Below are 26,171 nucleotides of genomic sequence, written 5' to 3'. Positions count from 1 at the left end.
GGGAGCACGCGCCGACTTCCGAGCACGAAAGAGCCCGAAACGAAACGGCGGAGGCACTCCCTCTCGTAAGAGCTTTGACACTGCCCGGCGTATCCCGACCATTGGCCGGTAGCCACTTCGGGTCACCCCTTAAGCCGAGGAGACCTGTCCTGACCTTGGGCGTCTCTCGACGTCGTGAGATCAGTGGCTTGTGTCCGGTGCAGACGCCTCACCTAACGAGGTGCCTTCTTGACGGACGTAATGTTATCGGACCATTGCTCATTTGCCTAATCGAGCGAATGTGGCGCGAACGCCGGGCGAGCGTGGCACGGGGGCGGGCCGGGGCGCAGCGGGCGGGGCGGGGCAGTGTTGGTGGGCAGTCGTGGCGAGCAGCGCACTCCTGGTCTTGCCGCCCAGACAGTGGGCGCTGTTATCCCCGCCGAGACCCCGGCGGATCGCTGAACACACTCACCGTTGCGAACGAGTCGACCACCAGTCGCAGCAGCGCCAGGGCCGCTGCGCCGTCGCCGGGGGCGGGTGGGGGTTCGAGGGCGACCAGGGGGATCGCGGTGCCGGCGTGCACGACCAGGGCTTCGGCGGCGGTCGGCCAGAAGCCGAAGCCCTCCTCTGTTGTCATCTCGGTGCGGGAGTCGCGGTGGGAGTAGGCGCCGGCTATGCGGCCCGGTTCTGGTTTGTGGATCACGCCCGCCGCGTCTGCCAGCTCGACCAGGGCTGAGCCGCCGTACTGCCAGCGGTTGCTGTCGGCGTGCGCCTGGGCCCACTGGTGTGCCTCCGGGGCGAGGGCGAAGTGCCAGCCGTGGGTGCGCTCCTGGAACTCGCGCTTGGCGACCTCCCAGCGGTGTGCACTCTCGGCGTAAAAGTCCTGCAGCTTGTCGCTGTCCATCGGCTGATCGTAGGCCGCGCCGCCCGTTCGCCGCCGCCCGTTCGCCACGGTCGGAGTGCCGGGGGCAGATCTTCGCTTTACGGTCGGAACGTGGATCTCCCGGTCATGCCGCCGGTGCGGCCGATGCTCGCCACCGCTGCGAGGGATGTGCCGCGCGCGGCGGGGTTGGCGTACGAGCCGAAGTGGGACGGGTTCCGGTGCGTCGTGTTCCGTGACGGTGCCGAGGTGGAGCTGGGCTCCCGCAACGATCGGCCGCTGACCAGGTACTTCCCGGAGCTGGTCGAGCTGCTGCTCGCGGCCTTGCCCGAGCGCTGCGTGGTGGACGGCGAGATCGTCGTGGTCACCGGCGACGGCCTGGACTTCGACACGCTCCAGAACCGCCTGCATCCCGCCGCCTCCCGGGTCCGCAAACTCGCGGCGGAGACGCCAGCCAGCTTCGTCGCGTTCGATCTGCTGGCACTCGGGGACCGCGACCTGAGCGGCGAGCCGTTCAGCGAGCGCCGGCGGGCGCTGGTCGACACGCTCGACGCCTTCCGGAACACAGGAGAACAGCCGAGCAACAGCCGCGTGATCCTGACGCCGCTCACCGAAGACCCCGACGTCGCGCAGGACTGGTTCACGCGCTTCGAGGGCGCCGGATTCGACGGTGTCATGGTCAAGCCCCTGGACCTGCCGTACGAGCAGAACAAGCGCGTCATGGTCAAGGTGAAGCACGAGCGCACCGCGGACTGCGTCGTCGCGGGCTTCCGCTGGCACAAGGACGGCGAAGGCGTCGGCTCCCTGCTCCTGGGCCTGTTCGACGACGAAGGCGTCCTGCACCACGTCGGCGTCGCCAGCAGCTTCACCGCGGCCCGCCGCCGCGAGTTGGTCGGCGAGCTGGCGCCGCTGCGCGAGAACGCCCTGGACGGCCACCCCTGGCGCGGCTGGGCCGAGGCCGAACAGCAGTCCGGCAGCCGCATGCCGGGCGCCCGCAGCCGCTGGTCCGCCGACAAGGACCTGGCCTGGGAGCCGCTGCGGCCGGAGCTGGTCGCCGAGGTCCGCTACGAGCACCTGCTCTCCGGACGCTTCCGGCACGGCGGCCGCCTGGTCCGCTTCCGCCCGGACCGCACGCCGGAGTCGTGCACGTACGCCCAGCTCGAACAGGTCGCGCCGGCCGAACTGGCCGAGGTGTTCGGCGATCGGGCAGCCGCGGAGGCCGCGGAATGAGCAAGGAGACCGTCCTCGACATCGACGACACCGAGGTCACGGTGTCCCATCCGGAGAAGGTCTACTTCAGCAAGCGCGGCGAGACCAAGATGGATCTCGTCCAGTACTACCTGGCCGTCTCCGGCCCCATCATGAACACGCTGAAGGACCGACCCCTGCTCCTGGAGCGCTACCCGGACGGCGCCGGCGGCAAGTCGTGGTTCCAGAAGCGGGTCCCGAAGACCGCGCCGCCGTGGCTGACCACCATGGAGGTCTCCACGCCCAACGGCACCACCAGCGACGCGCTGGTCGCGGCGAACATGGCGCACATCGTGTGGGGCGTGAATCTGGGCTGTCTGGGCTTCCACGTCTGGCCGATCCGCGCCTCCGACCCCGACGTCACCGACGAGCTGCGCATCGACCTGGACCCCTCCCCCGGCGTCGGCTACCCCGAGGTCCGGCACGCCGCGGTGCTGACCCGGGAGCTGCTGGCCGAGCTGGGCATCGAGGCGTACGTGAAGACCTCCGGCTCGCGCGGCCTGCACATCTACGTCAGCCTCCAGCACCGCTGGGACGGCTACGAGGTCCGCGCGGCCGCCGTCGCCCTGGCCCGCGAGATGGAGCGCCGGTATCCGGAGCAGATCACGGCCCAGTGGTGGAAGGAGGAGCGGGGTGCGCGGGTGTTTGTGGACTTCAACCAGAACGCGCCGCACAAGACGGTGTTCGGCGCGTGGTGTGTCCGGCCGCGCGTCGGTGCGCAGGTGTCGACGCCGATCTTCTGGGACGAGCTGATGACGGTCGTCCCCGACGAGCTGACCATCGCCACGGTACCGGCCCGGGTCGCCGAGCGCGGCGATCCGTGGGCCGAGTACAACGCGCGGCCGCAGTCGTTGGAGCCACTGCTGGACATGTCGCGGCAGGACATGGCGAACGGGCTGATGGACGCGCCGTGGCCGCCGGTGTATCCGAAGCAGCCGAACGAGCCGCCGCGGGTGGCGCCGAGCCGGGCCAAGCACACGGAACCGGACCCTGACGACGCCTCATGAGGGCGAAGACTGTGTATCCGTAACGGTTTCAGCTTCTGTGTTTAACTCCGGTCTTAACTCCGGCTCTGGCTCTGGCTTTGGCTCCGGCTCCGGCTCGACATCCGGGAACTCCACCCGCACCCCGAGCAGCCGCACCGGCCGATCCAGTTCCAGCAGCGCGAACACCTCCAGCGCGGCACGCTCGATCTCCTCCGCGTCCGCCGTCGGAGCGGGCAGGGTGATGCTCCGCGTCTTGGTGATGAACGGCGCGTACCTGATCTTCAGCCCGACGCGCGCCGCCGGCCGCTCCTCCGCCACGACGTCCTCGGCGACGTGCCGGGCCAGCTGCCGCACCTGCCCGGCCAGCTCCCCCGCGTCGGCGATGTTCTGCTGGAACGTGACCTCGCGGCTGCGGCCCTTGGCGACGTGCGGCGTGCCGGTCACCTCGGTGTCGCCGGCGCCCTGCGCCAGCAGCCAGAAGTAGGGCCCCATCTTCGGCCCGAAGTGGTCGGCGAGCGTGGCGCGATCGGCCCGGGCCAGGTCGGCGACGGTGTGCAGGCCCATCTCGGCGAGCTTCTTGGCGGTGCGCGAGCCGATGCCCCACAGTGCGTCGGTGGCGCGCTCGCTCATGACCGCGGCCCAGTTCTCCCTGGTCAGCCGGTAGACGCCGGCCGGTTTGGCGAAGCCGGTGGCGGTCTTGGCGCGCAGCTTGTTGTCGCCGATGCCCACCGAGCAGGACAGTCCGGTCTCGCCGAGCACGGCCTCGCGGATGTCGGCGGCCAGCGCCTCGGGGTCGTCGGTGCGCGCGCCGACGAACGCCTCGTCCCAGCCCATCACCTCGACCACGACCGGGAACTCGCGCAGCGTGGCCATCACGCGCTCGGAGACCTTCTCGTAGGCGGCGCGGTCGGCGGGCAGGAAGACGCAGTCGGGGCACTTCTTCGCGGCGGTGCGCATCGGCATCCCGGAGTGGACGCCGAACTCGCGCGCCTCGTAGGAGGCGGTGGCCACCACGCCGCGGCGCGTCGGGTCGCCGTGGCCGCCGACCACGACGGGCCGGCCGCGCAGTTCCGGGCGCCGGGCCACTTCGACCGCGGCGATGAACTGGTCGAGGTCGACGTGCAGCACCCAGTCGCTGGCGGACACAGGTCCAGTATGGCCGGGTATGCCCGACTACGGCTTGTCGGCGAGTGCGCTGGTGAAGGCGCCCGCCGGCCCCTACAACTCGCCGGGGTGGTCCAGGTCGAAGCGCAGCCGCGCCACCGCGACCGCCTCCTTGTGCTGCCGCGACCAGTCGGCCAGCGCCGCGACCGCCTGCGCGAAGCTCTCCCCCATCGGGGTGAGGCGGTAGTCGGTCTGGGGCGGGATCGTGGGGTACACGGTCCGCTCGACCAGGCCGTCGCGGATCAGGCGCTTGGTGGTGACGGTCAGCATGCGCTGGGAGATGCCGGGGATCGCGGATTTCAGAGCGCCGAAACGGCGGACGCCCTTGGCCAGTTCCACGATCACCAGGACCGACCAGCGGTCGCCGAGGCGGTCCTGGACGTCGCGGATGCCGCAGTCGTCGTCACCGCAGGGGCCGTGCTCGTCGGTGTCGGTCGCGGGCAGCGCCCAGCTGTTCGCATGCGTCACGAAGGGGACGACGCCGCGAAGCCCTCGGGCTATTCCGAATGAGACCTGGGTCACATCGGTGACGAGTCGCGGCGGCCCGACCCGGATGGTTACCGCCGTGTGCCCGGGTGATTCGAATGTGCCTCCTTACGCAGGTCCGTCGGCACGTCGGAGTCTGGACAGCGTCCGCTTCGCGCTTGATCAGTTCTCTGTGGAGGTTTGTGATGATTCTGGTGACGGGGGTTTCCGGCGGTCTCGGCGGCTTGGTGTTCAAGGGACTGTCAGAGCTCGATGACGTACAGGTCGTGGGCGGCACGCGCACCGGCGACGGCGTCAAGGCACGGCGCGTGGACTTCGACGACCCGCAGTCGCTGCCGGCGGCGTTCGAGGACGTGGACGTCCTGGTCGTGGTCTCCGCCGGCTACGCCGAGGACGACGTCGTGTTCGCGCGCCACGGAGCCGTGGCCGATGCCGCAGGCCGGGCCGGTGTCAGGCACCTGATCTACACCAGCCTGGCGAGCTCCGGCGAGTCGATGACGATCGCGCTGCCGCACCGCTGGAGCGAGGAGCGGTTCGCGGCGGGGCCGTTCACGACCACCATCCTGCGCAACGGGCTCTACCCCGACGTCCCGGTCGCGCTCGCCACAGCCGGAACGTCGGGGGACGGCATGGTCGCCGCGCCGTTCGGTACCGGACGGCTGTCGGCGGTGGTCCGGCAGGACCTCGCCGACGTCGCCGTGCGGGTGGCCGCGGAGTCGGAGCGGGATCTGGCGGCCGGAAAGCCGAGCCGTCATGCCGACCGCGTATACGAACTCGAAGGCGATACGGCTCTGGGCGGGGAGGAGATCGCGCAGATTCTCACCGAAGTGCTCGGGCGTCCGATCGCGTACCGCCCCACATCGCTGACCGAGACCCGGGCGGCGCTGGCAGGAAGCAGCTTGGAGCCGTATCAGATCACGCATGCCCTGTCGCTGTACTCGAACGTCATCGCCGGTCGCGCCGAGGCCACGCGCTCGGATCTGCCGCAGCTTCTGGAAACTGCGCCGCGTTCGGTACGAGCCGCCGTCGCGGAGGCCGTCGCCCGCAATCGTGGTTGAGCTAGCTCAACCAACGGCCGGGCCCGGAAATCCGGGCTGCCTGGTAGACGCCCCTGTCGGCGATCGACACGGAATACTCACAACTATCGCTCACCGTACCCGGCAATCCGACGGTGTTCATGCCTCGTCAATCACTGGAAACCCCGGCTTGCCAGGACTTTCGCGATCCGATGCGGCCTTTGCCGGTATCGGCGCCGCCAGCCAGCTGAGACCCCCACTCTCAGTGCCCACTTGTAACCCATGAGATATTCAAGACCTTATCCGGAATAGGCGGAAGCGAGGTCCAACATGGTCGCTGTCACAGCGGACGGGGCGACGACACGCGAGCTGGAACGCATGATGGCGGAGTTCCCGGATCTGCCGGTCGAGGCCGTGATCAAGCAGGACATACTGCGGCAGGGCCTGGCCTTCAGTCCCGACGCCTTGCGCGTGGCCAGCGGGTACAAACCCAAGGACTACTTCATCTTCACCTTCGACCTGGTGCCGGTGGCGGAGATGGCCGAGCACGCGCAGTTCCGGGCCCCGGAGGAGATCCGGATGACCGGCGGCCCCTATGACCTGCGCCGGACCGTGGTCTCCACGCGGGTCGCGCCGGACAGCCCCTATGTGGTCGAGCTGCGGGACGGCAGGCTCACGCTGAGCTGCGAGGGCGCGTTCCTGGCGGACCTGGAGTTCCCGCCGATCCCCGGCTACTACGAGCACACGCTGTCCTCCGGCAAGAAGATCAGCGAGATCGCCCCGGCCATCGAGTGGGGCTACCTGGTGTACCTCACGGTGTACCGGCTGTGCCAGTACTGGGGCCGGGACGAGGAGTGCCGCTTCTGCGACCTCAACGAGAACTTCCGGCAGCAGCGCGCGAACGGCCGCGAGTACACGGCGGTGAAGGAGATCGAGGACATCGTCGAGGCGATGTCGCTGATCAACAAGTACGACGACGTCACCAAGGCCTACACGGTCACCGGCGGCTCGATCACCAAGAAGCTGGACGGCATGCGCGAGGGCGAGTTCTACGCGCGCTTCGCCGAGGCCATCGAGTCCCGGTACGCCGGCCGCTGGATCCCCAAGGCCGTGGTGCAGGCGCTGCCGGTGGACGAGGTCCAGATGCTCTTCGACGCCGGCTACCGCGTCTACCACCCGAACTACGAGGTGTGGGACGCCGAGATGTTCAGCTGGATCTGCCCGGGCAAGGACCGCTATGTCGGCCGTGACCAGTGGGTCAAGCGGATCCTGGACTCGGCCGAGATCTTCGGGGCGACCAACGTCATCCCGAACTTCGTCGGCGGCGTGGAGATGGCCGAGCCGCACGGCTTCACCGACGTCGACAAGGCGATCGCCTCCACGACCGAGGGCCTGGACTTCTTCATGAGCCACGGCGTGATGCCGCGCTTCACCACCTGGTGCCCGGAGCCGACCAGCAACCTGGGCCGGCAGAAGGGCCCGTCGCTGGAGTACTTCGTGAAGCTGCTGCTGGCCTGGCGCGACACCTTCGAGAAGTACAACCTCCCGGTCCCGCCCGGCTACGGCCGCCCCGGCGCCGGGAACGCCGAGTTCTCGGTGAGCGCCTTCATGGACGTCATCCGCACGCCTTGAGGTTCAACGGTCCGGCGGCGCGCCGCCCAGCCGCCGCCGGACCATTCATACCTTGACAAATCGAACAAAGTAACGCCCTGACGGCACCGCGGAAGCCCCGACAGTGTAATTTGGCCGCTACCGCCTTCGACGGCGGCGATGACGCAACTGGGGAGTGGGACTATGACGGGGCGGCGAATAAAAGCGGCACGGATGACGGCTTGCGGCATGGTAGCCGCGGCCCTGCTGACCACCAGCGGCTGCGGCCTGTTCGGCAGCAGCTCGTCGAAGTCGTCCTCGTCCGATTCCAAGAACTCCGGCGCGGGGGCCGCCACCACCAGTTCGTCGCCGCAGGCCACGCCGCAGACCGTGGCGCAGGCGTTCCTGGACGCCTGGTCCAAAGGCGATTTCGACGGCGCCGGCAAGCTGACCGACGACGCCACCAACGCCACGGCCCGGCTGAAGGCCGTCATGGGCTCGCTGAGCCCGCAGAAGCTCACGCTGACCCTCGGTTCGCAGGAGAACGTCGCGGCCGGGGCGACCTCGGACTCGCCGACCGGTTCGACCCCGGCCTCGGGCACGCCGAGCGCCCCGGCGTCCTCGACCTCCAGCTCGGCCGCCACGCTGGCCCGGTTCTCCTTCACCGTCTCCGCCGACTTCGGCAACAACCTGGTCTGGGACTACTCCTCCGCGCTGAACCTGGCGCAGGGCCCGGCCGGCACGCCGGTCGTGAAATGGACCTCGGGCGTCATCCAGCCCCAGCTCGGCGCGACCGCGCTGATCAAGGCCGTGCCGCCGAAGCAGAGCGTGGTCGACGCCACCGGCAACCCGGTCGACGTGACGAAGCACCCGAGCCTGACCTCGGCGGTGAACGCGCTGGCCACGCACGTCCCGACGAACGCCACGCCGACCCAGCTCACCGTCGAGTTCGTGGACCCCAAGACCGGCAACCCGGTCGCCCCCGGGACGATCAAGCAACTCGGCACCGGCACGGGCACCGCGCCGACGGTGAAGACCTCGATCGACCCGAAGGTGCAGACCGCGGTCGAGGCCGGGCTGAACGGGCACGCCAACGCGGGCATGGTCGCCATCCAGCCGTCCACCGGCGACATCCTCGGCATGGCCAGCAACGACGCCGCCGTCCCGTCCCTGGCCTACAAGGCCACCCGCGCCCCGGGCTCCACGTTCAAGGTGGTCACCACCGCACTCGCGCTCCAGCAGGGCCTGAAGCCCACCGACCCGGTGACCTGCAGCCCCAACGCCACCGTCGAGGGCTTGACGATCAACAACGACAAGAGCCTGCGCGGCGGCCTCTCGCCCGCCACGCTCAAGGACGCCTTCCTGGTCTCCTGCAACACCGCGTACGTCCACCTGGCCCTGGACGGCAAGCTCGGCAGCGACTACGGCGCGCTGACCAACGAGGCCCAGACCTACTTCGGCATGAACCAGAAGTGGGACCTGGGCATGGGCCCGGCCACCTACGGCACCGCCGGCGACCAGCAGGTCCCCAAGGCCGACGGCCAGGGCCTGTTCGCCCGCGAGACCTTCGGCCAGGGCAACATCACGATGTCCCCGCTGACCATGGCCTCCGTCGCCGCCACCGTGGCCACCGGCCAGTTCAAGCAGCCGATCCTGGTGCCCGGCACTCCGCAGATCAGCGCCACCCCGCTCCCGTCGGCGGTGGACAGCGAACTCATCTCCCTGATGCAGGGCGTGGTCAACTCCCCGGAGGGCACCGCCTCCACGGTCTTCCCGCACAACGTGGGCCTCGGCGCGAAGACCGGCTCCGCCGAGGCCGACGACACCAAGACGACCGACAGCTGGATGATCGTCTTCGACAAGACACACGACATCGCCTTCTGCGCCCTGGTCCTCAACGGCGGCATGGGCTACCAGGCAGCGGGCCCGGCGATCAAGATGGCGCTGCAGAATCTGGGGTACATCTAGGTCTGCGGTACATCTGGATCTGGGTCGCCGCGCTCACCGACGCCACACCCCGAGTCGACAAGGCACTCCGCTGTACGTGACGTGATCCGCGCTCGCGCCGGTGTGCTCCCAGCCGTCGGCGAGCAGCTCGAAGAAGCGATCGTCGGCGGTGGAGCCTCCGGCCTCCCGCCCGGCGTAGATCAGCATGTCGCCGCGGTAGGCGGTGACCGCGCGGGCGGCCCAGGGGTCGTCGTTGTTGGGCCAGCACAGGAAGAGCGCGCGGTCGGCGTGCAGGGCCGCGACGCTGTCGTCGCCGGGCTCGACGGCCGTGTAGGCGCGCTTGGCGTAGCCGTTGGCGGTGGAGGCCGGGAACGGGTCGTAGGCGAGGGTGTCGATGCCGGCGGCGCGCATCAGCCAGGCCCAGTACCCGCCGCCGGCACCGGGTTCGACGACGCCGCGCGCGCCGACGGTGGCGCGGATCCACGCGATGTCGCCGGGACTGGGGATCGACCAGCTGTAGCGACGGCTCAACGCGGCGCGGTCCAACCCGGCGACGACAGCGCGCTCGCGGACCTCGGCCGGGGCGGACAGCCACATGGTGGTGGGGCCGGTGATGCCGCCGCGGGTCTCGGTCGGGAGGTTGCGGATGATCTGCCAGTAGGGGTTGGCGGGGGCGTCGGGAGCGTCGGGAGCGTCGGCCGGGTCGGCTGCGGCGGTCGCGGACAGCGGCGGGAAGGCCAGCGCGGGGCCGAAGGGGCGCGGGGTGGCGAGGGTGACGGCGGTCAGGTCGGCGGCCAGGGTCGCCAGCTGGGCGTCGGAGAGGATGCCGTCGGGCGGCGCGGTGTCCGGATCGGCGACACTGGTCGGTCCAGCGCTCCCGGGACGTGTGTTCTCAGCCTTCAGCATGTGTTCCCCCGCGTCGTCCAACCCTGTGCTCCGGTAACAAAAGCTACCGGGCCACCCAAGGAAACGGCGCCCGGTCCGGCTCCACCCACCCGCTCCGCGCCGCAGCCGAGGCCAGCGCCGTCGAGGAGTAGAACCGCATCAGCAGCCGCTTGTCCAGCAAAGCGTCGTTGGCCTCGATGAACGTTCCGAAGTCATCCGTCGGATGCTCGGCGGCGTGATACCCGACCGCCTGCACCCACGCGCGGCTGACCGTGGCGTTGTACTTCTGCGGCACTCCGGCGTATCGCGCCGTCTCCTGGATCCCGTCGCTCACCACGTCTATCGCCTCCTCGACGCCGTGCTGCCGCACCGCCAGCCAGGTGACGTGGATGTGCTGCCGGTGCCCGAAGCCGGTGCCGTCGGCCGTTACCTGCTCGAACAGTTCCTGAAAGCTCATCGCGAAACCTCCGTCAACGCGCGCAGCACTTCGTAGAAGGCTGCGACCTTCTCCCGATCCAGATCCGCCAGCGCGCGCTCCTCCAGCTCCCTGATCGTCCGCGAGATGGCGTCCGCGGTCGCCCGCCCCGACTCCGTCAGCTCGATCAGCACCGACCGCCGGTCGCCGGCCAGGCTGCCGCGCGTGATGTGCCCGCGCCGTTCCAGCCGGTCCAGGACCCCGGTCAGGGTCGTCGGCTTGCTTCCGATCGCGGCGCCGAGTTCGGACACCGTGCGGGCGCGGCCGTCGGCGAGGTTCGCCAAGGCGTTGGTCTCCGACGGTGTGAGGTCCAGGTCGACCAGTTCTGTCGCCAGTGTCTGGAGCGTGGCGTGGGTGGCGCGCTGAAGGGCCAGCAGGGCTGACCCCTCCGATGATACGGATCCGTTCTTCACGGAACCGAATAATACTGTTCCGTAGTACATGGGCGCCACCCTTGACAGTGCGCGACCCCAGAACCTCTAATGTGCTAGGAACCTAGTTGAATAGAGGAATCGGTGATCGAGTTCCACCTGGACCCGCACTCCGGCGTCGCCCCCTACCTGCAGATCGTGCAGCAGGTCCGCCGGGCGCTGCTGCTGGGACTGCTGGCCGAGGGGGACCGGCTCCCCACCGTCAAACAAGTGGTCGCCAAGATCGCGATCAACCCCAACACCGTCCTGAAGGCCTACCGCGACCTGGAACGCCAGGGCCTGGTGGCCCCGCGCCCGGGCCTGGGCACGTTCGTCACCAAGACCCTCGCGCCGGGCCCGCCGCCCGAGCACGAGCCGCTGCGCCGGGAGCTGCACGCCTGGCTGGAGCGCGCGCGCACCGCCGGCCTCACCCCGGCCGATGTCGAAGCCCTTTTCCACACCGTCTTCCACGACTTCCGCGACTTCACCGAAGAGGCCGAAGAGGAACCATGACCGCGATCATCGAGGCGCAGGGCCTGAGCAAGCGCTACGGCGCGCGCCCGGCGCTGACCGACTGCACGCTGCACATCCCGCCGGGGCACGTGGTCGGGCTGGTCGGCCCGAACGGCGCGGGCAAGTCCACGCTACTCAAGCTCGCCTGCGGCCTGCTGACTCCGACCTCGGGGAGCCTCGCGGTGCTGGGCGGGCGGCCCGGGGCGGGTCCTGAGCAGATAGCGAAGGTGGCGTTCGTCGCGCAGGACGCGCCGGTGTACGCGCACCTGTCGGTCGCCGACCACCTGCGGCTCGGGGCGCACCTGAATCCGCGCTGGGACCGGGCGTTCGCCGAGGCCCGCGTCGACGCGCTGGGTCTGGACCGTAAGCAGAAGGCCGGGAAGCTCTCCGGCGGGCAGCGCGCGCAGTTGGCGCTGACGCTGGCCACCGGCAAGCGTCCGGATCTGCTGCTGCTGGACGAGCCGGTGGCCAGTCTGGATCCGCTGGCACGGCGGGACTTTCTCAGGCATCTGATGGAGACGGTCGCCGAGGAGGGCACCAGCGTGGTCCTGTCCTCGCACCTGATATCGGATCTGGAGCGGGTCTGCGACTACCTGATCGTGCTGGCCGGCTCTCGGGTGCGGCTGGCCGGCGAGGTGGACGAGCTGACGGCGAGCCATCACCGGATCATCACGGCGCGCCGCGAGGCGGACTCGCTGCCGTCAGGGCTCGAAGTCATCTCCGCCGCGCACGCCGAGCGGCAGTCCACGTTCGTGGTGCACGGGGCGCCGGGGCCGGCCGACGACTGGGCCGTCGAGCCGCTGGGGATGGAAGACCTCGCGTTGACCTACATGGAGGCCGCACGATGATCTGGCTGACTTGGCGCCAGCTGCGTCCCACGCTGATCACGGCGGCGGTGCTGCTCGGTGCGGCCGCCGTGTACTTCGTCATCACCGGGGAGCACATTCGGCATACCTATTCCTCCGATCTGAGCACGTGCCAGTCCGACTGCAAGCACGTGCTCGACGACTTCGCCGGCTCGTACCAGAACCTCCGGGCCCTGATTCAGCTCGTCGTGCAGGCCATGCCGGCCCTGATCGGGATCTTCTGGGGTGCGCCGCTGATCGCCGTGGAGTTCGAGCGCGGGACGCACCGGATGGCGTGGAACCAGTCGGTCACGCCTGCTCGGTGGCTGGCGTTCAAGCTGGCCGGCGGGGCGCTGGCGTCTGCTGTCACGGCGGGGATTCTCAGTCTGCTGTTCACGTGGTGGGCCAGGCCGCAGGACAAGATCGACGCCAGTCCTTTCGACTGGAACGTCTTCGGGACGCGCGACATCACGCCGGTCGGGTACGCACTGTTCGCGTTCATGCTCGGCGCTCTGCTCGGCTTGGTGACCCGCAAGGGTGTGCTGACCGCGATGGCGTTGACGGTCGCGGTGTATGTCGGGGTGCAGGTCGTCGTGGCCACGCAAATCCGGCCGAACATCATGCCGGCGCACACGACGTCGGTGTCCGTGGACGCGCAGTTGCTGAGCCACCCGGTCGAGACGACGATCACCGGCTCGCCGTCGGGGCCGACGGTCACGTTCAAGGTCTCGGCGCCGGCCGGCTCGTGGAAGCTGTCGCAGACTCCTGTCGTGGACGGCTCGGGGGCCAAGCTGCCGATGAGCGCGGTTCAGAACTGCATCGAGGGTCCCGTGCAGAGCCAGAGCGATCTCGCGAACTGCCTGGCGCCGTACAACCCGCACGTGGGCGTCCGATACGAGCCCGCCTCGGACTTCTGGCCGCTGCAGTGGTATGAAACAGGGATCTATATCGCCCTGGCCGGGGTGCTCGCGGGGCTCTGCTTCTGGCGGATCCGGCGGCACCGCGACTGAGGCGCGGGGCGGGGATTCCAGGAGGCCGCGATGGCGCTGATCGAGACGAGTGACGGCTACACCTTGTGGTACGAGGCGACCGGGCCGCGGGATGCGGCCGGGATCGTCTTCCCGGTGCGGTACCGTGCCGAGTTCGCGACGCTGGGGGCGGCGCTGGCGGAGACGTACCGGGTGGTGCGCTACAAGCCGCGGCGGGTCGTCGGCGAGATCGAGGAGGAGCCGGGCGCGGGCGGCGCGTGGCAGGGCCCTGACTGCACGGTGTACCCGACGCAGATGGAGGTCGCGGACCTGCACGCGGTCGCCGACGCGGCGGGCCTGGACGGCTTCGTCCTGGCGGGCTACTCGGGCATGGCGGCCCTGGCCGGATTCCTGGCCCCGCTCAGCGACCGCACGCGCGGCCTCCTGGTCGGCGGCTTCCCCCTGCTGGCGGACTTCGACTACTGGCTCGGCTTCGAGGAAGGCGCCCGCGCCGCGCTGATGCAGGCAGGCCTGCCGGACCAAGCCGGCGATCACCACCTGGGGCGCCTCATGTTCCGCCAGTGGGCCGCCCGCGACGACCGCGCGGCGCTGGCGGCCCTGCCGGGCCCGAAGATCCTCTGGTACGGCAGCCAGGACTGCGAACCGGAATGCCGCATGGTCGACCTCGCGGGCGGCGCGGCGATCGCGCGGCACAACCATGCCGACGAACCGGAGCTGCGCGACCTCGGCTTCGAGGTGGTCGAGGTGGCCGGGCACGACCACATCGGGGCGCTGGCGGAGGTGGATGTGGTGCTGCCTCGGCTGGCGGCGGCGCTGGCGGGGACCGGGAGTCGGTGGTGAGGGTGCGTGCCGGGCGCGCGGCTCGGGGCGAGGCAGGCTGAGCGCGAGCTGTGTGCGGGGGGTGTGCGGGGTGGCCAACGCTGGCTCGGCGTGAGAATCAGCGCGCGGAGGCGAGGCAGAGCGATCAGGCAGGCGGCTCGGGCTGAGCGCGGGGCATGCGTGTGTACGAGGCGGGCGGCGCAGACTCGGCGGGAGCATCGGGCGCGCGGCTCGACGGGAGGCAGGCCGAGCACGGAGCAGGCGTGCGTGCGAGGCGGCCGGCGCAGGCTCGGCGGGAGCATCGGGCGCGCGGCTCGGCGGGAGGCAGGCTGAGCGCGGGGCATGCATGCGTGCGAGTCGGCCGGCGCAGACTCGGCGGGAGCATCGGGTGCGGCGCGTGCTGGTATGCCAGGCCGCCTGCAAACCGCGTTGCCGCGTCGAGCTGCCGCAAGGTATAGATCGAGCATGGAGCTAGATGAGCGTGAATCGGCTACCGGGGTACTGCACCGGCTGACTTCGTACATTCCCGAGCGGCCCTGGGATGTGCCTGTGGATGATCCGCGGGTGCGACAGGATGTCGTCTCGTGTGATCCGGCGCGGCGGACGCCGACGGTGAAGTCCTATGGGAGTGAGCTGGAGCGGACCGCGCTTCCGCGGGAGTTGCCGGTTAGCGGTGCGGCGGCGCTTGCGGTGCTCGGCGGGGTGTCGGCGGCGGCTACGCCGGTGGATCTGGCGGGGCTGAGTCGCCTGCTCTTCTTGTCGGCCGGGGTCGTGCGGACCGCGGAGCGCGAAGAGGGGACCATGCTCTACCGCGCCGCCGGTTCGGCTGGGAATCGGTTCCCGCTCGACCTCTACGTGGCGATTCCCGAGGGCGCGGGGGCGGATCTGCCGGCCGGCGTGCATTGGTACGACGCCGTCGAGCACGCGCTGGTGCGCATCGCGCCGGCGCCGGCGGAGACGGGTGGGGCGCTGACCGTCGTCGTGACCGGCATTCCGTGGCGCACGGGATGGCGTTACGCCGAGCGCGGCTACCGCCACATCTACTGGGACGCCGGCACGATGCTCTCCCAGCTCCTGACGCTCGCCGACTCCGCCGGTCACGCGCCGCGCCTGTTCAGCCGGTTCCCGGACGTCGCCGTGTCAGAGCTCGTAGGCGCGGACCGCGTTCACGAGTGGCCGGTCGCGATCGTCTGCCTCGGGGAAGGTGCGCCGTCGATCACCGCGACCGGGGCGGCTGTCGCAGGGGTCATCGACGCCAACGCGGTGGAGTTCCCGCTGCTCACCGCTGCTCAACACGCCGGTGACATGGACAGCCTCGGCCAGCCGTGGGATTTCGGCGCCGCCGCACCGGCAGGCGAGACAGTCCTCGAATCGCCGACCGTCGACCAAGTCATCACCAAGCGCAGCTCCCAGCGCCGCATGGACCCCACCCGCGGCCTCCCGCTGGAGACGCTGCGCACCTCCCTGACCCTCGCCCTGCGCGGCATCGACCTCCCGCACTGGATCGCCGTCCACGACGTCGCCGGCCTGCCCGCCGGCCTCTACCGCTGGCCGCACCTGGACCACCCGCTCCGCGAGGCGAAGCCCGAAGAGCTCCGCGCCGAGACCTACCGCGTCTGCCTCGACCAGGACCTCGGCCGCGACGCCGCGTTCGTCGTCATCGCCGCGACCGACGTCGCGAAGCTCTCCGACCGCGAATACCGCGAAGCCCAACTCGCCTCCGGCCTCGTCGAGGGCCGCCTGCACCTCGCGGCCTACGCCCTCGGCGCCAGCGCCACCGGCATGACCTTCCTGGACTCCGACCTCCCCGCGTTCCTCGGCGACCCGGACGGCCCGCACGGCCTGATCTTCACCTGCGTCGGGGTGCCCGGCAACACTTCCAAGCCCGCCGGACGCCCGGGCGCGCCGACGCTGATCCATCCGGTCCGACCGCGCGGGTAAGGGTCCTTGAAAAGGCGCTGCTGACCAGGGTGCGGGTGTTGGTGGTGGGTGCGGTTTGTTTGTGGGTTGATAGTCAAGGGCGTTTTTTGACGGCTTCGCGCGGGTTTAAGAAGGATCCGCTGGGTGGCGCAGTTCGGTGGTGTGCCGCAGGTTGCGTTGGCGGCTGGCGGTGATGCTGGGCACGACCGCGCACCGGTCCGGGTCACTGCGCACGCGTCAGGCGGGCGGCTGGCGGCCGCGTGTGGTGGGTGCCTGAAAGTCAAAAGCAGGGCCTCCGGCGGCGCCTGCGCGGCGAGCGGCACTCGCTCCGGGGAGGGGGGTCGCGCTGTTTGCCGGCGGACGCTGCTTGTGGTCGCCTCTGTCCCGGGTTCCCCGTCACGTCGTCGCCTCACGGAAGCAGACCGGCCAGCCGGTATCAAGCCGGATCACACGCTGCTGTGGTGCGGCTTCGTCCGGCTTGACACCGGCTGTCCGGTCAGCTTGGCTACGCCCGCCGACGCGACGGGGAACCCGGGACAACCCCGCCTGTGGGAAGAATTCCCGCGTCTTAGGCACGCCACGTCACTACCCGCACATGTACGCACCCGCCACCCACACCCACACCCACACATCAAGCAGCAGCGCCCGAAAAAGACAGCTGCTGCGAAGCGCGGCGGATCACGTCACCGGCGGCGCGCCATCTCGCATCCGGCTGGCTACTCGGCGAAGAACTCCCGCATCGCGCGCCCCGCCGCCAGCATCTCCTGCTCGTACTCGGGATAGTCCGCGAAGTGCCCCGCGGTCGCCACCCGCAGGTCGACCGGCCCGGCCAGGGCGTTCAGCACCGCGAACTGGCCGGGCGGCGGCACCGAGGGGTCGAATAGCGCGGGTACCGCCTGCACCGGGATCCGTGCGTGGCGCGCGGCGGTCGCGGCGTCGAAGTACGCCAGCACCTTCAGTACCCGCGGGTCCGCCAGATACCGCTCGCGCACCGCCGCGCCGCTGCCGACGCACTCCAGCGTCACCCGCAGCGGATGGTTGCCGAACGTCGGGACCATCAGGTGCGCCGAGGCGAACCGCTCGTCCCACGGCAGCGCCAGCGCTCCCGTGCCGCCGCCGAAGCTGACGCCGGTGTAGTCCAGCCGGCGCGCGGCGGTCGGGAACAGCTCCGTCAGCGCCGTCGCCGCGCACCAGACGTCCGCGACGCAGCCCCCGATGATGTAGTCCTCCCGCGACTCGACGCCGTACAGCACGTGCCCGGGCGCCTCCGACGGCACGCCGGGCAGCAAACTCTCCGTCGGCAGCCCCCGCGCCACGAAGTAGATCCCGGCGGCACGCGCAGCCGGCAGCCACGCATCGGGCTCCCCGCGTCCGCCGTAGCCGTGCCCGACGACGAACCCGCGCTCGACGACACCGTCCGCCGGAGCGACGACCCACCCGCCGATCCGTACGCCCCCGAGCGAAGTAAAGGAGACCTCGAACACGTCGAGCCCGTCAGCAGTGGTCCCGACCTTGCCACCGAGCCGCGGCTCGACCGGGGTCGCCAGCGCGCGCCGATACATCCGTTGCCAGAACTCTGCGAAGTCTCCGGGTGCGTTGTCCGGTGCGGAGACCTTCAGCAGGTCGTCGAGGTCCATCCCGTAGGCCGGGTCGAACGGGAAAGGGTGCTTGGAGACGCCCGCGCTCTCGGACAGCCGGTTGATCTTCATGCTTCATGCTAGGCCACGACAGGCACCCACCCCATGACGGTCGTCCCCGACTCCGGCACCGACGAGATCCGCACCTCGCCGCCGGCGGCCGCGATCCGGTCGGCCATGTTCACCAGGCCGCCGGGCTCCTGCTCGTAGGCGGCGGCCACGTCGAAGCCGGGGCCGGAGTCCGCGACGGCGAACGTCAGCCGGCCCGCGTCGCCTTGGCGCGCACCGGGCTGGAAGCTGAGCGAGACCACGACCTCGGTCCCCGGGCAGTGTTTGGCAGCGTTCTGCATCGCCTCGGAGCAGCAGTAGTACACGGCGGCCTCGACCGACTGCTCGAACCGTGCGCCGGCCACGGCTTCCGGCAGCTCGAACCGGGTCGTGCAGTTCAGGTATTCGGCACGCTCCCGCAGCGCCGCGACCAGGCCGTCCTGTCCGAGCACCTGCGGGTCCAGGCCGCGCATCGTCCGACGCAGCCCGGCCAGCGCCGCCTCGGTCTGGGTGACGGCCCGGTCCGCCGCCGCACGAACCGCGTCGGGATCGGCGTCGCCACCGCGCCGTGCGGCGTGAGCGAGCAGCCCGAGGGCCAGGCGCACGGCCGTGAGCTCGGGCTGCGCACCGTCGTGCAGATCACGCTCCAGCTCGCGCCGTTCGCCGTCCTGCGCGGCGACGATGCGCCGGCGCGAAGCCCGCACCTCGACCGACAGCGCCTCGATGCGGCGCAGCCGGTGTTCGAGGTCGATGGTGAGCCGGGCGTTGCGAACGATAACCCCGGAAGCCTGCGCCACGTCGGCGAGGACGCGGCGGCGGTCCGGCGCCAGGGATCGGTGCGCGTCCCGCGGAATCCCGATCCCGCCGACGACCTCGCCCTGGTATTCCAGCGGCGTCCAGTGCTGTTCTCCGGGTTCTGCGATGTCGTCCGGCCAGCCGTAGTACACCCGCTCGGTAGAAGTCACGGCGACCGAGACGCCGGCCGAGGGCACCGACAGCCCTTCGGCGACGGTCCGGGCCAGCATCCGCAGCGTCTCCTCAGCCGGCCCGCTGACCTGGGACATCGCCGACACCGCAGCCAGCACCTGGTAGGGCGGCGTTCTCTGGCCGTAGACGAGGCGGTCGGCCAGCCTCTGCACCCCCAGCCACACCGGTTGCACCGCGAGCGCGAGCAGCCCCATCCCGACCAGCTGCGGCGGCGCGGTCCAGTCGTTCGACAGTCCGAAGAGCGCATCGACGCGCACCACGCCGAAGACCCAGCCGGCGCCGCTCAACGCGACCAAGGACCCATATATCAGGGTCTTGTTGAAGAATCGTTCGGCATCCCACAGCCGGAACCGCAGCACGCCGACCACCACCGCGATCGGCAGCGCCGTGAACACCGCACGAAAGATCCAGAACGTTGTGTTCCGCGAGGCGATGCCCGCCAACCCCGGCGCGTCGACGTACCGCCCGGCGATCGCCGCTCCCGCCAGCACCGCGGCGACGGCGAACGACATCCCCAGTGCCCACAACAGCACCCGCGACTGCTGCCGCTGCTCGGCATCGGCGGCGTGGAGCATCCGCCAGCGCTGCGCGGCGATCCCGGCCACCGGCGTCAGCACGCCGAAGAACAGCACGAAGCTGACCGTGTGCGGGTAGTCCGCCGTGGAGACGGCCAACAGCGCGAGCGCGCCGACAACCGCGACGCCGACCACAGCCTTGATCGGCCTGCTCCCTCGCCAGGGCAGCTGCCCGTCAGGAAAGATCAGCAGGGCCAGCACGTACGCCACTCCCCCGACGCCGTGCAGCAGCGCCGAGTGCCACCAGCCGATCCGCACCCCGTAAGACGAAGCCACGGCCTCGATCGCGGCGTGCGCCTGGAGGTTGAACGCCCCGGACGCCCCGACCATCTCGATCGCGAACAGCCGCACCGTCCGGTCGCGCCGCCCCAGCACCACCAGCAGCCCGGCCGTGACCAGGTTCACGACGCTGAACGTGTAGTCCAGGACGGTGTCCACCAGCGACGTGCTGTGCTCGATCCCGGCGACCAGCCCGCGCCCGACGTCGATCCCGGTGTGCCCGTGTTGTCCGGCCGCGGCCGTGACAGCCCACTGATGCAGCCCCGCGTCATGCGCGGCGACCGAGCACACCAAGCCGACGCCCAGCCAGCCGAGCACGAATAGCACATAGGCCGTGGCCAGCACATACCACGCGGCTTCGGCCAACGGCCGACGAGAAGGACGCGCGGCGCCCGCAACCGGCGCCGACTCCATGGCCCGAACCTCACTCGCCGTCGTCATGCCGGCTCCGTCGCGGGAACGTCGATCTCGATGTGGAGCCCGTCCGAATCAGTGCTCGACGTCAGTGTCCCATCGAGGGCGGCGATCCGGTCGCCGGCCGCTTCCAACACCGCCGGCGTGGCGATGTGAGACATCTCAGAGGCCTGCGGATCAACCATCGTGACGCGCAGCCGGTCGTCCACCGCCGTCACCGCGATCCGCAACCGGGCCTCGCCGTCGGGCCACCCGCGCACCATGGTCGCGAGGCAGAAGTAGACACAGGCCTCGATCCGCGCCGGGCACCTGGGCACCTCGCCGACCTCCAGCGTCGTCGGACGTTCGACGGTCTCCAGCAGGTTGCCCAGCGCCGCCTCCAAACCGTGGTCCACCAGCACCGACGGATACACGCCCCGCACCACCCGCCGGAACCGCGTGATCACGCCCTCGACCTCGCCGGTCATCGCCGGGAGCGCGTCCTGCATCCCGGCGATCTCCGCGCGCAGGCCCGACATCCGGCCGATCAGCGCCTCCAGCGGATCGCAGACCTCTGTCTGGATCTGCTGGCCGATCTGCTCGCGCGCGGTGTCCCGGGCCGCGACCACCCGGCGCCGGGACTCCCGCAGGATCTCGGCCTGCGCCGATTCGGCCTGAACCCGCTCAACCAGCCGCGCTTCGAGATCGGCCGTGCGCAGCAGCAGGCCGGCGGCGTTGGCGACGTTGCCGACCAGCAGGAGGTCGCGCGGAGTGAAGTAGCCGCCGTCGAAACCGGCCACGGTGAACGCCCCGAGCACCTCACCGCCGTCGCTGACCGGCACCACCTCGGAGGCCTGCGGCAGCTCGGCGAGGGCGGCGAAGCTGGCGACCGTGGCCGGCTCGGTGGCCCCGGGCCAGCTCGAAGCCCGCCGGAAACCGCCGTCCGGGTCCGCCAGCCACACCTCGGTCTGCCGGGCCCCGGTCCCCTGCGCCACCAGCTCGGCCAGCCGGGGCAGCGTCTCCTCCATCGGTGCGGCCGCCACCCCGGAGGCGAAAGCCACCAGCGTCGCGTACGGCCCCGCCGCGGCGGGCCGGATCCGCACGAAAGCCCTGCGCACGGCGCCGCGCACCGTCGTCATCCCGGACGCGCTGATCGCCGCCGCGGCCACCCACAGCGCCAGGATCCAGGCGTCGTCGGCGTGCGGCCACAGCGCCACGCCGCCGGCCACGATGACCTCGTATACTGCGATGACGAAGACCGCGACCGCGGCCCACTCCGCGAGGCGCAGGGCCGTCGGCTGCCGGTCCAGGCGGGTCGGCATCGTTCGACCGGACATCACAGCTCACCCCCTCGCGACATGTAAGCACGAGCCCCCAAGGGGAGGCCATGGCGATCCGGGTCGTCCTTGCGGAGGACAACTACCTGTTGCGCGCCGGGACGGCGGCGTTGCTCGACGCGCTGGACGGCGTGGAGCTGGTGGCGGCGGTCGGCGACGCCGACGAACTGCTCGCGGCGGTCGCCGAACACCGGCCGGACGTGGTGCTCACCGACATCCGGATGCCTCCGGAGAACGGCACCGACGGTCTGAAAGCCGCGGCCGTGATCCGGTCGCGCTACCCCGGGACCGGCGTGGTCCTGCTGACCCAGTACGCCGATCCGCAGTACGCGTACGAGCTGCTGCGCGACGGCGCCTCCGGAGCCGGCTACCTGCTCAAGGAACGGATCGGCGACGTCGCGGAACTGGAGCGTTCCCTGCAACAGGTCGCCTCCGGCGGCTCGGCGCTGGACCCGGTCCTGGTGGAGGCGCTGGTCAACCGCAAGCGCCGGTCCGACGACGGCTCGCCGCTGGCCGAGCTGACGAACCGGGAGCGGGAGGTGCTGGAGCAGATGGCGCAGGGCAAGAGCAACGCCGCGATCGCCGAGGCGCTGTTCCTGACCGAGCGCGCGGTGCAGAAGCACATCAATGCCCTGTTCTCCAAGCTCGGGCTCGGCGCGGATCAGGGCCTCGACCGGCGCGTGGCCGCGGTCCTGCAGCTGCTCGACGCGCGAACCGCCTGACCGGCACGACTGCCCTGACTGGCCTGACCGACACCACCGGCCGGAGCTGCGGGAACGCCGGCGGGACGCCGCGATGCGGCGTCCCGGTACAGCGGTCGGACTCATCAGATGTTCCCGCACAGCAGCGGTCGGAAGGCCGGGGTCGGCTGGCCGCCGGCCAGAATCGAGTTCATGTCGCCGAGGTGGACGTTGAGGTAGGCGGTGCCCGGCGCCGGCATCGCGGCGACGTTGGCGATGGTCTGGCTCTGGTGCACGACCCGGCCCTGCAAGTCGGCCCGCAGGTCGGTCAGCATGTACTGGACGCCGCCCTGGCTGCCGCAGCTGCCCAGGTGGATGTGCACGGCGTGGGCGCCGGGGGTCAGGCCGGTCGCGTCCACGGTGACCGTCAGCTGGTGCGTGGCGGAGTTGAAGACCAGCGTGGCGTCGCCGTCGAGCCGGGTGTCGGACTTCACGTCCACACCCTTGAGCGGCATCGGGTCGTCGCCGAAGGGCCGCTGCGGCAGGTTCCAGCTCTGCGCGATCGGCTGCACGGACAGCGAGTCACTGCCGGTGCCAAGCAGGATCTCGAAGTGGCTCCCGGAGGGCAGACGGCTGACGCTGCCGGCGGTCATCACGCTCTGGTCGATCTTGCCGGTGCCGTCGGCGGTCAGCGGGGCGGTGAAGGTCGCGACCGGCTTGTCCCGGCCCGGGACGACGATCCGCGCGACGTGGCTCGACCCCGGGGTGAATCCGAAGGCTGACACGTGCGCGGTCAGCATGCCGGAGCTGTCCTTGCCGAACGTGACCGAGCCCTGCGGCATCGGGTTCAGCGACAGGTGGCGCGTGGTCGTCACCTTCTGCGGCGTGGCCAGCATGCCGTGTGTGTTGCCGTCCGCGTCGACGTAGAAACCGACCAGCGCGCCGGCGTCGTTCAGGCCGTTGACGGTGGTGCCGCCGGCACCGTTCGGGTCGTCCACGGTCAGGTAGGCCTGCTTGGGGGTCCAGGTGAAGCCGTGCGTCTGCGCGGTGGTGCCGGAGCCGGTCTGGTACAGGCCGACGACCTCGTCCTTGTTGTTGACGCCGAGCGCCTGGGTCATGGTCGCGCCGGGGAAGTTCAGCGGGGTCAGCTTGCCGCCGGCGGTGAGCAGGAAGCCGCTCTGGTTGCCGTTGGCGCCGGTGTAGAACCCTGCGACGTCACCCCGGCCGTTGATGGCGGTCGCGGCGGTGCTGGTGGCGCCGGACACGGCGACGTCGTGGAAGGAGTGGCGGTCGATGTCGTAGCGGAAGCCGTGGCTGTTGCCGGCGGCGTCGTTGTAGAAGCCCACCGCGATGTCGGAGTCGTTGACGCCGAGCAGCTGGTCCACCGGCGGCGAGGCGTTGCTGGAAGCCGGGAAGACGACCTGGTGGAACCGGCCGTCGAGGGAGTACCAGCCCTCGTTGTCGTTCATCTGGTTGCCGTTGTTCGCGTGCGAGAGGAAGCCGACGGTCACGCCGCGGTCGTTGAGGCCGGTCACCTGGGTCTGCACCGAGCCGGGGAAGTTCTCGTTCACGAAGGACGTGGCGTTCTTGTGGACGGTGTAGCCCTGGTTCGGGTGGCCGGCCGCGCCGGAGCCGAAGTAGCCGGCGATGACGCCCTGGCCGTTGATGCCGAGCAGCTGGTTGAAGGTCGGGTCGGCGCTGTCGTCGACGGTCTTGAAGGCGTAGGTGTCCGGCTGCACGTAGCCGGCGGCCTCGGTGGTGACGGCCTGCGTGTCGGCGCCCGAGGCGCCGGACTGGCCGGTCATGCCACTCATACCACTCATACCGGACTTGCCGGAGGCGGCGGCGCCCCCGGCCTTGCCGCCGTTCAGGCCAAGGCCGATGACGGTGCCGGTGACGGCGACGACCGCGAGGGTCGCCGCACCGACGCCCTTGGCCCGGACGGAGCTCCGGCTCCTGACGGCCGGCAGTGTGGCGATCGGCGTGACCGGCGTGTAGCCGGTCTGCGTCTCGGCCAGTTGCATCGCGGAGTTCTGTGCCGCGGAGTTCTGTGCCTTGGTGGTGATCCTGGCCCGCATGATGTTCCCCCTGGGACTGGCCCCCGGCGATTGTCGTACGCCGGTTCTAAGGCTGGTTCCAGCATCCGCGAAGGGCGGTCAGGGTTCGATCATGCAGGCATGCGGATGGCCGAGGGGTGCCTGCACCCCTGCCGTGGTTCGGGGTCAGGCCTCGGGCGGATCAAAACTCGACTCGGTCAGATCTCCGCGACGTGCGCCACGTTCGCGGCGTCGGCCGGATCGGGGCTCGGCGCGCCGACGAACCAGGCGTCCAGCATCTCGACCAGCAACGGCCCGGAGGTCAGGCGCAGGCTGAGCGCGAGGGCGTTGGCGTCGGCCCACTTGCGGGCCCCGTCGGCCATCACAGCGTCCGTACACAGGGCGGCGCGCACGCCGTCCACCTTGTTGGCCGCGATCGACGCCCCGGCGCCGGTCCAGCAGGCCACCACCGCCTGGTCGGCGCGGCCGTCGGCGACGGCCCGGGCGGCGGCCTCCGAGCACCACGCCCAATCGGTGCGCTCCCCCGGCACCAGCGCGCCGAAGAGCAGGACCGTGTGGCCGCGCCGTTCCAGCTCCGGGCCGATCTCCGCGGCCACCCCGGCCACCTCGTCCGCCGACACCGCGATGCGCATGGTCCCACTCCTCGTCCCGTTTCGGTCCTTTCGAGCTCCGTGTCCATTGGACCATGCGGCCGGGCCGACCAGGCCGACCAGCCCGACCAGCCCGACCAGCGCGCGCCGCGCGGCGCCTCAGGCCCAGGGGTGCCGCTTGTGGTAGCGCCGACTGAAGAGCAGCTGATTCAGGACCTTGACAGGCGGCGGCAGGGCTTTGAAGAACGCCGTGCGCTGGTCGGCGTCGGCCCCGTCGATGGCCCACGGGATGTACGCGGCGCCGCCGGAGAAGCCCTGCTTGCGCTGGATCACCCGGCCGAACGCGGCCCAGTCCTTGGGCGTCAGAACTTCCTGGATCAGCGGGAGCGCGGCTTCTTCCTCGTGCTTCATGTGGCCGCCGAGCGCGGTCTCCAGGTCCGTGACGACTCCGGTCAGCTCCGCGGGAGCGGCCGAGGGCCGGCGCATCGCGGCGTCCACGGCTTCGAGCAGTGGATCCAGACGCGCGTGCTCGGCGGCCATGGCCGCCAGGATCTCGGCGGCGTCGGTGCGGCCGGCGGAGGCGGCCTCGACGCGGGGCCACAGCGCCTCGTCCTCCGAGGTGTGGTGGACGTGCAGTTGCAGCTTGAAGTTGGCCCAGCCGGCCTGGACGCCGGCGCTGCCGGTGCGGCCTTCGGCGGCGGCCTCGCGCAACCGGGACAGGTCGCGGCGGAAGGCGTCGTGGGTGACGTACATCAAGGTGAAGTCGATGTGACCGGGATCTGTGCTCATGATGGGCTCTGTGCTCACGATGGGGCCTCCGTCAGTCGGATCACACTCATTGATACGGAACTCATAATAACCGAGAGATGTAAGTTATGAGATGTGTACTAACAGGCTCGCGCCGGAAACGACAAGGTCCCGCTCTGAGCAGCAGCTCGGAGCGGGACCTGGGGCGCCTGGTCAGGCGTTGGGGCGCTTGCCGTGGTTCGCGCCCTTCTTCTTGCGTCCCCGCCTCTTGTTGCCACGCTTAGCCATATGAGTCCTCCTTATCCGCCCGGAGCACCCGGGCGAGAACGCAAGTCTATGGTCCCGATCAGGCTCTGATCGCCTCCTTGCGCGCCCGGTCCCGGACGCGGCGTGCGATCAGCTGCGTCGCCGACAGGTTCCGCCCGGCACTCACGGTCAGGACCGGCGGCACCGGGCCGCCACGACCGCACACAGAACAGCCAACTCCTCGGCGGCGACGGTCGCAACCGGACGCGGGTCGTAGGGGCGGTCGGCGCGGAACGGGAGCGACTGGAACGTGTCGGCGACGCGGCCGGCCGAATCGGCCACGGTCTTCAGGAATTCGGGGGTCATCGTGCGGCGACACCTGCCTGGTCGGCCGTGGCTGTCTGGTCGACCGTGACAGCCTGTTCGGCCGCGACCGCGCGCCG

Annotated in this window: 25 protein-coding genes and 1 riboswitch; of the genes, 11 read left to right on the top strand and 14 right to left on the bottom strand. The window is 70.6% G+C overall.

The annotated features are described in order from the left end of the window. Positions 1-50 precede the first annotated feature (50 nt). Positions 51-227: riboswitch (M-box (ykoK) riboswitch) on the bottom strand. A 182-nt stretch (positions 228-409) separates the two neighbouring features. After that, on the bottom strand, positions 410-883 hold the full coding sequence (locus ABH935_RS31260) for a hypothetical protein (RefSeq protein WP_370381533.1): 474 nt from the start codon (positions 881-883) through the stop codon (positions 410-412). Positions 884-973: 90 nt separating this feature from the next. Here ABH935_RS31260 and ABH935_RS31255 point away from each other — a divergent pair, with 90 nt between their 5' ends. Both ABH935_RS31255 and ligD read left to right on the top strand, forming a co-directional pair. After that, a complete protein-coding gene (locus tag ABH935_RS31255; protein WP_370381532.1) occupies positions 974-2,089 on the top strand; it encodes an ATP-dependent DNA ligase in 1,116 nt (371 codons plus the stop codon). After that, a complete protein-coding gene (ligD, locus tag ABH935_RS31250) occupies positions 2,086-3,114 on the top strand; it encodes a non-homologous end-joining DNA ligase (RefSeq protein WP_370381531.1) in 1,029 nt (342 codons plus the stop codon). The genes ABH935_RS31255 and ligD overlap by 4 nt, the downstream gene beginning before the upstream one ends. Here ligD and ABH935_RS31245 read toward each other — a convergent pair. Together ABH935_RS31245 and ABH935_RS31240 are read right to left on the bottom strand one after the other, a co-directional pair. Continuing rightward, on the bottom strand, positions 3,109-4,239 hold the full coding sequence (locus ABH935_RS31245) for a DNA polymerase IV (protein ID WP_370381530.1): 1,131 nt from the start codon (positions 4,237-4,239) through the stop codon (positions 3,109-3,111). The genes ligD and ABH935_RS31245 overlap by 6 nt on opposite strands. Before the next feature lie 72 nt (positions 4,240-4,311). Further along, positions 4,312-4,725 carry a winged helix-turn-helix transcriptional regulator gene (locus tag ABH935_RS31240; protein WP_370381529.1) on the bottom strand — a complete coding sequence of 138 codons (414 nt, stop codon included), beginning with the start codon at positions 4,723-4,725 and terminating at the stop codon, positions 4,312-4,314. Between the two features lie 203 nt (positions 4,726-4,928). On the opposite strand from ABH935_RS31240, the gene ABH935_RS31235 reads away from it, so the two are divergent. The 3 genes from ABH935_RS31235 (at position 4,929) to ABH935_RS31225 (ending at position 9,317) form a co-directional block, all read left to right on the top strand. Next, on the top strand, positions 4,929-5,801 hold the full coding sequence (locus ABH935_RS31235; protein WP_370381528.1) for an NAD(P)H-binding protein: 873 nt from the start codon (positions 4,929-4,931) through the stop codon (positions 5,799-5,801). 288 nt (positions 5,802-6,089) lie between these two features. Next, positions 6,090-7,391: a radical SAM protein gene (locus ABH935_RS31230; RefSeq protein ID WP_370381527.1), complete on the top strand. Its 1,302-nt coding sequence runs from the start codon at positions 6,090-6,092 to the stop codon at positions 7,389-7,391. 207 nt (positions 7,392-7,598) lie between these two features. Beyond that, a complete protein-coding gene (locus tag ABH935_RS31225; protein ID WP_370381526.1) occupies positions 7,599-9,317 on the top strand; it encodes a penicillin-binding transpeptidase domain-containing protein in 1,719 nt (572 codons plus the stop codon). 33 nt (positions 9,318-9,350) lie between these two features. Here the strand turns inward: ABH935_RS31225 and ABH935_RS31220 are convergent, their stop codons facing one another. Genes ABH935_RS31220 through ABH935_RS31210 form a run of 3 tightly spaced genes read right to left on the bottom strand, consistent with a single transcriptional unit; the run spans position 9,351 to position 11,069 of the window. After that, on the bottom strand, positions 9,351-10,202 hold the full coding sequence (locus ABH935_RS31220) for a hypothetical protein (RefSeq protein ID WP_370381525.1): 852 nt from the start codon (positions 10,200-10,202) through the stop codon (positions 9,351-9,353). 43 nt (positions 10,203-10,245) lie between these two features. Continuing rightward, entirely contained in the window at positions 10,246-10,638 is a 393-nt protein-coding gene (locus tag ABH935_RS31215) for a hypothetical protein (RefSeq protein WP_370381524.1), read from the bottom strand. Then, positions 10,635-11,069 (bottom strand): MarR family winged helix-turn-helix transcriptional regulator, encoded by a 435-nt coding sequence (locus ABH935_RS31210; protein WP_370381523.1) that lies wholly within the window; start codon positions 11,067-11,069, stop codon positions 10,635-10,637. Before ABH935_RS31210 ends, ABH935_RS31215 begins: the two co-directional genes overlap by 4 nt. 102 nt (positions 11,070-11,171) lie before the next feature. Between ABH935_RS31210 and ABH935_RS31205 the strand changes: the two genes are divergently transcribed. The 5 genes from ABH935_RS31205 to ABH935_RS31185 all read left to right on the top strand — a co-directional run bounded on the left by ABH935_RS31205 (position 11,172) and on the right by ABH935_RS31185 (position 16,173). Next, positions 11,172-11,579, top strand: a complete 408-nt coding sequence (locus ABH935_RS31205; protein ID WP_370381522.1) for a GntR family transcriptional regulator — start codon at positions 11,172-11,174, stop codon at positions 11,577-11,579. Further along, positions 11,576-12,427, top strand: coding sequence for an ABC transporter ATP-binding protein (locus tag ABH935_RS31200; RefSeq protein WP_370381521.1), 852 nt, complete (start codon positions 11,576-11,578; stop codon positions 12,425-12,427). Before ABH935_RS31205 ends, ABH935_RS31200 begins: the two co-directional genes overlap by 4 nt. After that, positions 12,424-13,434 carry a hypothetical protein gene (locus ABH935_RS31195; RefSeq protein ID WP_370381520.1) on the top strand — a complete coding sequence of 337 codons (1,011 nt, stop codon included), beginning with the start codon at positions 12,424-12,426 and terminating at the stop codon, positions 13,432-13,434. Before ABH935_RS31200 ends, ABH935_RS31195 begins: the two co-directional genes overlap by 4 nt. Before the next feature lie 30 nt (positions 13,435-13,464). Further along, a complete protein-coding gene (locus tag ABH935_RS31190) occupies positions 13,465-14,253 on the top strand; it encodes an alpha/beta fold hydrolase (RefSeq protein WP_370381519.1) in 789 nt (262 codons plus the stop codon). Between the two features lie 543 nt (positions 14,254-14,796). Beyond that, the gene (locus tag ABH935_RS31185) at positions 14,797-16,173 is read left to right on the top strand and encodes a hypothetical protein (RefSeq protein ID WP_370381518.1); all 1,377 of its coding nucleotides are present in this window, start codon (positions 14,797-14,799) and stop codon (positions 16,171-16,173) included. 695 nt (positions 16,174-16,868) lie between these two features. Here the strand turns inward: ABH935_RS31185 and ABH935_RS31180 are convergent. From ABH935_RS31180 to ABH935_RS31170, 3 genes are read right to left on the bottom strand one after another with little or no spacing between them, the layout of a single operon-like run. Further along, positions 16,869-17,861 carry an acetylxylan esterase gene (locus ABH935_RS31180; protein WP_370381517.1) on the bottom strand — a complete coding sequence of 331 codons (993 nt, stop codon included), beginning with the start codon at positions 17,859-17,861 and terminating at the stop codon, positions 16,869-16,871. An 8-nt stretch (positions 17,862-17,869) separates the two neighbouring features. Then, positions 17,870-20,119 carry a histidine kinase gene (locus tag ABH935_RS31175; protein WP_370381516.1) on the bottom strand — a complete coding sequence of 750 codons (2,250 nt, stop codon included), beginning with the start codon at positions 20,117-20,119 and terminating at the stop codon, positions 17,870-17,872. Beyond that, positions 20,116-21,408: a hypothetical protein gene (locus ABH935_RS31170; RefSeq protein ID WP_370381515.1), complete on the bottom strand. Its 1,293-nt coding sequence runs from the start codon at positions 21,406-21,408 to the stop codon at positions 20,116-20,118. Before ABH935_RS31170 ends, ABH935_RS31175 begins: the two co-directional genes overlap by 4 nt. A 50-nt stretch (positions 21,409-21,458) precedes the next feature. On the opposite strand from ABH935_RS31170, the gene ABH935_RS31165 reads away from it, so the two are divergent. Beyond that, a complete protein-coding gene (locus ABH935_RS31165) occupies positions 21,459-22,130 on the top strand; it encodes a response regulator (protein ID WP_370355980.1) in 672 nt (223 codons plus the stop codon). Between the two features lie 104 nt (positions 22,131-22,234). Here ABH935_RS31165 and ABH935_RS31160 read toward each other — a convergent pair whose 3' ends face one another. The 5 genes from ABH935_RS31160 to ABH935_RS31140 all read right to left on the bottom strand — a co-directional run bounded on the left by ABH935_RS31160 (position 22,235) and on the right by ABH935_RS31140 (position 26,094). Continuing rightward, positions 22,235-24,166, bottom strand: a complete 1,932-nt coding sequence (locus tag ABH935_RS31160; protein WP_370381514.1) for a CHRD domain-containing protein — start codon at positions 24,164-24,166, stop codon at positions 22,235-22,237. Between the two features lie 176 nt (positions 24,167-24,342). After that, positions 24,343-24,777 carry an RpiB/LacA/LacB family sugar-phosphate isomerase gene (locus tag ABH935_RS31155; protein ID WP_370381513.1) on the bottom strand — a complete coding sequence of 145 codons (435 nt, stop codon included), beginning with the start codon at positions 24,775-24,777 and terminating at the stop codon, positions 24,343-24,345. Between the two features lie 117 nt (positions 24,778-24,894). Then, complete coding sequence (locus ABH935_RS31150) at positions 24,895-25,542, bottom strand: hemerythrin domain-containing protein (RefSeq protein ID WP_370381512.1); 648 nt, start codon at positions 25,540-25,542, stop codon at positions 24,895-24,897. Positions 25,543-25,695: 153 nt separating this feature from the next. Further along, entirely contained in the window at positions 25,696-25,770 is a 75-nt protein-coding gene (locus ABH935_RS31145) for a 50S ribosomal protein bL37 (RefSeq protein WP_370343036.1), read from the bottom strand. 147 nt (positions 25,771-25,917) lie between these two features. Continuing rightward, the gene (locus tag ABH935_RS31140) at positions 25,918-26,094 is read right to left on the bottom strand and encodes a hypothetical protein (protein ID WP_370381511.1); all 177 of its coding nucleotides are present in this window, start codon (positions 26,092-26,094) and stop codon (positions 25,918-25,920) included. Between the last annotated feature and the right edge of the window lie 77 nt (positions 26,095-26,171).

Origin of the sequence: Catenulispora sp. GAS73 (genome assembly GCF_041262085.1) — a bacterium.
GTDB lineage: Bacteria > Actinomycetota > Actinomycetes > Streptomycetales > Catenulisporaceae > Catenulispora.
This window is presented reverse-complemented; position numbering and strand designations above follow the sequence as displayed.